Origin of the sequence: Haemophilus influenzae (assembly GCF_003494325.1) — a bacterium.
Classification (GTDB): Bacteria; Pseudomonadota; Gammaproteobacteria; order Enterobacterales; family Pasteurellaceae; genus Haemophilus; species Haemophilus influenzae_I.
In genome coordinates, this window is sequence record NZ_QQIK01000006.1 from 110713 (window position 1) to 117625 (window position 6913).

Sequence of the window (6913 nt, forward strand, 5' to 3'; positions counted from 1 at the left end):
TTATGACCCAATACAAAACTATCGCTGAATCCAATAATTTTATCGTTTTAGATCAATATAATAAATTTGTGGAAGAACCTAATGCTGGTTATCAAACGGAAGGGAGCCTCGAGCGTGAGTTTATTCGTGATTTACAGGCTCAAGGCTATGAGTATTTACAAGAAATCAATGGTAATGATGCGTTGATTAAAAACTTACGGGCGCAATTACAACGCTTAAATAACGTGGTTTTCTCCGATGCAGAATGGCAACGTTTTTTAGAGGAATATTTGGATAAACCGAGCGATAATCTGATTGAGAAAACCCGCAAAATTCACGATGATTATATTTATGATTTTGTGTTCGATAACGGACGCATTCAGAACATCTATTTGCTTGATAAGAAAAATCTTGCCAATAATTCTCTACAAGTCATCAATCAATTTGAGCAAACTGGCAGCTATGATAATCGTTATGATGTGACAATTTTGGTCAATGGTTTACCCCTTGTACATATTGAATTAAAAAAACGCGGCGTGGCGATTCGTGAAGCCTTTAACCAAATTCACCGTTACAGCAAAGAAAGTTTCAATAAAGAAAATTCTCTCTTTAAATATATTCAGATTTTTGTCATTTCTAATGGCACGGATACTCGCTATTTTGCTAATACGACTAAACGCAATAAGAATAGCTACGACTTCACAATGAATTGGGCAACGGCAAAAAATACGCTGATTAAAGATTTAAAGGATTTTACCGCGACTTTCTTGCAAAAGAATACTTTGCTCAATGTGTTGGTCAATTACTGCGTGTTTGATATTTCCGACACTCTATTGATTATGCGTCCGTATCAAATTGCCGCCACTGAGCGTATTTTATGGAAAATCAAAAGTTCATATCACGCCAAAAATTGGAGCAATAAAGAAAGTGGTGGCTATATTTGGCATACCACAGGTTCAGGCAAAACGCTCACCAGTTTTAAAGCATCTCGCCTTGCGACTGAACTTGATTTTATTGATAAAGTCTTTTTTGTGGTCGATCGTAAAGACTTAGACTACCAAACGATGAAAGAATATCAGCGTTTTTCGCCTGATAGCGTGAATGGATCGGAAAGTACCGCTGGGCTTAAACGCAATATTGAAAAAGATGATAACAAAATTATCGTAACCACCATTCAAAAATTGAATAATTTAATGAAAAGTGAAGAAAACCTGTCTATTTATCAAAAACAGGTGGTCTTTATTTTCGATGAAGCACATCGCTCCCAATTTGGCGAAGCACAAAAAAATCTAAAACGTAAATTCAAAAAATTCTATCAATTTGGTTTTACTGGCACACCTATTTTCCCTGAAAACGCATTAGGTGCGGAAACGACAGCAAGTGTGTTCGGTACGGAATTGCATTCTTATGTGATAACTGATGCTATTCGTGATGACAAAGTACTGAAATTCAAGGTCGATTACAACGATGTCCGCCCACAATTTAAAGCCTTAGAAACAGAAAAAGATCCTGAAAAATTGACCGCACTTGAGCAGAAACAAGCCTTTTTACACCCTGAGCGTATTAAAGAAATCTCGCAATATTTGCTTAACAATTTTAAACAAAAAACCCACCGCTTGAATGCCACAGGTAAAGGCTTTAATGCAATGTTTGCGGTAAGCAGTGTGGAAGCAGCAAAACGTTATTACGAAACCTTACAAAATTTACAGGCAGAGCAGGAACATCCGTTAAAAATTGCAACAATCTTTTCGTTTGCCGCCAATGAAGAACAAGATGCGATTGGCGATATTCCAGATGAGACCTTTGAACCCACTGCTCTAAACAGTACAGCAAAAGAATTTTTAACAAAAGCCATTGATGATTACAATCACTACTTTGGCACGAATTATGGCGTAGATAGTCAATCATTCCAAAATTACTATCGCGATCTTGCCAAACGTGTGAAAAATCAGGAAGTGGATTTACTGATTGTGGTCGGAATGTTCTTAACAGGCTTTGATGCCCCTACGTTGAATACTCTTTTCGTGGACAAAAACTTGCGTTATCACGGATTAATGCAGGCTTTTTCTCGCACCAACCGCATTTATGACACAACTAAAACCTTTGGGAATATCGTCACTTTCCGCGATTTGGAACAAAATACCATTGATGCAATCACGCTATTTGGCGATAAAAATACGAAGAATGTCGTACTAGAAAAAAGCTACGACAGCTATTTTAATGGTGATGACAATCAACGTGGCTATGCAGAAATCGTGAAAGAATTAAAAGAAAGCTTTCCTGATCCAACAGAAATCGAAACAGAGCAAGATAAAAAAGAGTTTGTAAAATTATTTGGCGAATATTTGCGTATTGAAAATATTTTGCAAAATTACGATGAGTTTGCAGCATTGCAAGCCTTACAAGCGGTCGATTTAAATGATCCGATTGCAATGGAGAAATTCAAGCAAGTACATTATGTGAATGATGAACAAATTGCAGAAATGCTGAAAGTACCCACTTTACCAGTAAGAGCGGAGCAAGATTATCGTTCAACTTATAATGATATTCGCGATTGGTTACGCCAAAGAAAAGAGGGGAATGATAAAGATAATTCGCCGATAAATTGGGACGATGTCGTGTTTGAAGTAGATTTATTAAAATCTCAAGAAATCAATTTGGATTATATTCTTGCGTTAATTTTCGAGCATCATAAGAAAAACCAAGACAAAGAGGTGTTAATTGATGAAATCCGCCGCACAGTTCGTTCAAGTTTAGGTAACCGTGCTAAAGAGAGCTTGATTGTCGATTTTATCAACCAAACAAATTTAGATGATATTCCCGATAAAGCGACTTTAATTGACTCATTCTTCCTATTTGCTCAAGCAGAACAGCGAAAAGAAGCAGAAACCTTAATTCAAGAAGAAAATTTGAATGTCGATGCAGCAAAACGCTATATCAGCACTTCATTAAAACGCGAATATGCCAGTGAAAACGGCACAGCACTTAATGAAGTATTGCCAAAAATGAGTCCACTTACTCCACAATATCTCACTAAAAAGCAGAGAATTTTCCAAAAAATTGCTGCATTTGTAGAGAAATTTAAAGGGGTTGGAGGACAGATTTAAATTTAATATATCAACAATTAGACATCTTATTAAGACATAAAGGCATTATGAATTAATAATACAAAACGTAATGATCAATATTTAACTAGTCGTGATAATAAAAACAGCTCCAATTTATACTTGGAGCTGTTTTTTATATCGATAAACTTATTTTTTACGTGCTAAAATTCGATTTGCACACTCTGCTGCAGCTGTTAAGCCACCTGCCATCATAATAATATCTTTAATCACTAAACGACCAACTCCAGATAAATAAGGGAAACCATAGGCTGGCGTTGGTAAATCTCCACCTAGATTAGGCACCCAAGCCTCGGGCGTTGTGATTAAAAATGACAGCGTGACTATTGACATGCCAAATGTCAGTAGGCCTCCTGCTAAACCTGCCGTTGCATTCCAAATACCAGCTAAAGTAAGAATACCAACAGTAACAATAATTGCTCCAATAATGTAAGAAGCCGTATAGGTGCCATTTTCTTTATGCCATTCGATGTTTTTTGCAACCATTTTTCCTTCAGGATTTTTGTGTAGTGTATATTCCATCACTAACTCTCCTTTATCATTCGGCACTAAATTTGGCCCTTTTTCATACATATAGCTAAAAAATGGGCTATTTGATACAAAGTGGGCAATTCCATCTGCCTCATATTGACAAACTTTCAAACCACCGATCCATGCCATTACAATAAAAATAGCAATACGGATAAAATTAATAAATTGACGCTGCATTGGTGCAACAATTCTCGCGACAAATTCAACAAATGTATTAAATACTGACATATAAATTTCCACATAAAAGTAAATAAAATTGAGAGCCTAATTCTACTTGCTTTAATATTAAAAAGCAAAATCAATTCCCTTTAATAAAAGGTAAATAACGGAGAAATTTGAAAAGTTTTACTAATTAAAATAAAATTTTATTTTCCCATTTTAAGCCTCTTTATTATCTTTAAATCACATTTAAATAATCTTTACACAACTACCTTATGATATTAAAATTTACAAAATTTAAGCAAATCCTCCACATCTTCTAACCAAAGATTTCCAATTTCATCAATCAATTCTCCACAATTAAAAACATCAGAATTTTTAGCCGCACTTTCTAAAGTATCCGCTAATTGACGTAAATGATTTAACCCTACCGATGCCGCTGCGCCTTTAATTTTATGGGCGGTATCTTCTGTTTCTTTCATATTATCTTTTGATAATTGAGCCAGATAATTTGGCATAGTTTGTTTGAATAAAGATAAATTTTCTAAAATTTGTTTTTTTCCAAGTGTTTCTATCAGCGCTAAATCAAACTGTTCTGAAAGCTCATTATCATCATTCATTTCTATAATAGATTCGCTTTCATCCGTAAAAAATTGCTGCAGACAATGGTGTAAATCCTTAATTGAAATGGGTTTACGTAATACGCCATCCATGCCCATTTCTAAATATTCTTGCTCGCTTTGCATAACATTCGCGGTAAAAGCAATCATTGGCGGTAAAAAATCATAAATACCGTTTTCATAGTTCTCTCGCAAATATTGGGCAATTTCAAAACCACTCATATCTGGTAATTTAATATCGAGCAATAGAATGTCGTAAACATTTTTCTCAAATAAAGTAATCGCCTGCTTGCCATTTGTCGCAACATCAACATGATGCCCAAGTTTTTCTAAAATAGTTTTCGCAACCATAATATTGAGGTCAACATCTTCCACTAAAAGAATGGTCAAGGATGGAATATTTTCCTTAACGGATTCTTGTTCAGAAATTTCTTGAGCGTGGAGAGTAAGATGGAAAGTCGCGCCTTTTCCTCGCTCACTTTCAACTGTTAAATCTCCTTCCATTAACTGAGCGAGATTTTTAGAAATAGCCAACCCAATACCGCTACCCGCACTTTGCTGACGGCTTTCTTTCACTTGATAATACATTTCAAAAATATGTTTTTGTTCTTCAGGTGAAATCCCAATTCCTGTATCTTTCACAATAAAATGGTAACAATCCTGATTTCTCATAATTTTAAGAATAATATTTCCCTGATCCGTAAACTTCACCGCATTACTAATTAAGTTCCACAAAATTTGGCTCAAGCGAACACGATCAAGATTCAACCAATTAGGCAAATTAGGTTCAAGCTCTAAAGAAAAAATAAGATTTTTTTCTTTGGCGAGGAAACTAGCAAAATTATAAATATCGTTTAATAAGGCGGGGAAATCTGTTGGCTGGCGATTTAATTCAATTCGGCTGGCATCAATTTTTTCCAAATCAATAATATCGCTAAAAATATAACCTAAACTGACCGCACTTATGTTGATAGTTTTTAAATAATTACGCTGGAGATCATCCAATTCATCATCAAGTAAAATCTGGCTAAGCCCGACAATCCCATTCAATGGCGTGCGAAATTCATGGCTTATTGTGGCAAGTAAGGTACTTTTATCACGACTATTTTTTTCTAACTTTTCCAATGCTTGGGATAATTTTTTCTGAGCAGCAATTCGCTCGGCGACCTCATTTTCCAATCGATTAACCGAGCTAGAAAGATCAAGACGAGAATGTTCAAGTTTTTCTACTAATAAAGTGAAAAAATAAATAACAAAAGGCGCGGTGAGTAAGCCAAAAGTTACCGAACGAAAAATATCTACCCAAGATATCTGATGAACAATAAATAGACTAAATAAAATCTGAGTACAAAGGGCTAAAACCGCTAGAATCATCACGCCTAAAAGAGAAAAACGAAGACGCCCAAGACGAATAACCCAATCCACATAACTCTGAGCAAAATATTTGAAATTTTTCATCAAATCTCCTAAAACATTATTATCGTTATAAAAAAACCTGTGCATATAGGCTTTATTATATCCATAAAGTAAAAAAGATTGTTATTACTATGTGTGCGTAATAAATGAAAAACTTAATCTTTATTAATTATCTGTTTGACTAAAATTTGTAATTCAGGAATAACTTGCTCTTCAAACCAAGGATTCTTTGTTACCCAAAGCTGATTACGTGGGGAAGGATGCACGAGAGGCATAAAGTGCGGTAAGAATTGACGATAATTTTTAACAGTGTTAGTTACATTATCTTTATTTTCGGGTAAATAATATTTCTGTGCATATTGCCCAATAAGAATAGTGAGCTGAATATTAGGTAGATGCTCTAAAATCATTGGATGCCATCTTTCTGCAAAACCTTGACGAGGTGGTAAGTCACCCGATTTACCTTTTCCAGGATAATAGAAATCCATGGGAAGAACCGAAAACATACCTGAATTATAAAAATAATCGTAATCTACTCCCAACCATTCTCGCAGACGATCACCGCTTTTATCATTCCAATACAAACGAGATTGCTCAGCTTTTAACCCAGGAGCTTGACCAACAATATTAATTCGAGCTGTTTTAGGAGCCGCAAATAAAGGGAAAATTCCACGTTCTGTAAAATCTTTATTTTGAGGATCAGCGATAATACTTGAAGTTATTTCGTCTAAATTTTTAAGCATAATAAAGGAGATTAGAAATGAATATATAAAGTCTATTTGAAAAATATGAAAAATCAAAACTCTAAATGATATAAATAGGTATATTTATTAAAGCTATATTGTAGCCAATACAAAACTAAAAACTTGATATTAAAATACAATCTCTATTTTCTACTTTAATCCTTTTCATGAAATAATGAGTAAATTCCCAAAAGCTAAAACCCCATATCTTTTGACACGGGGTTCTTCTGTTTTTATGTGATTTAGATTTGTATCTGATAACCTGGCGGTGCCCTACTCTCACATGGGGAAACCCCACACTACCATCGGCATTACAGCGTTTCACTTCTGAGTTCGGTAT

The 6913-nt window shown here is 34.9% G+C and carries 4 protein-coding genes and 1 rRNA gene; 1 reads left to right on the top strand and 4 read right to left on the bottom strand.

Annotation, left to right across the window (positions count from 1 at the left end):
* Positions 1–2: 2 nt before the first annotated feature.
* Positions 3–3086, top strand: coding sequence for a type I restriction endonuclease subunit R (locus tag DV356_RS09265; protein WP_118806873.1), 3084 nt, complete (start codon positions 3–5; stop codon positions 3084–3086).
* 147 nt (positions 3087–3233) lie between these two features.
* Here the strand turns inward: DV356_RS09265 and DV356_RS09270 are convergent, their stop codons facing one another.
* The 4 genes from DV356_RS09270 to rrf form a co-directional block, all read right to left on the bottom strand.
* The gene (locus DV356_RS09270; RefSeq protein WP_005658466.1) at positions 3234–3863 is read right to left on the bottom strand and encodes a YkgB family protein; all 630 of its coding nucleotides are present in this window, start codon (positions 3861–3863) and stop codon (positions 3234–3236) included.
* 212 nt (positions 3864–4075) lie between these two features.
* Positions 4076–5872 carry an ATP-binding protein gene (locus DV356_RS09275; protein ID WP_118806874.1) on the bottom strand — a complete coding sequence of 599 codons (1797 nt, stop codon included), beginning with the start codon at positions 5870–5872 and terminating at the stop codon, positions 4076–4078.
* Between the two features lie 113 nt (positions 5873–5985).
* On the bottom strand, positions 5986–6573 hold the full coding sequence (locus tag DV356_RS09280) for a uracil-DNA glycosylase family protein (RefSeq protein ID WP_118806875.1): 588 nt from the start codon (positions 6571–6573) through the stop codon (positions 5986–5988).
* 260 nt (positions 6574–6833) lie between these two features.
* A 5S ribosomal RNA gene (rrf, locus tag DV356_RS10050) occupies positions 6834–6913 on the bottom strand; the annotation flags it as partial.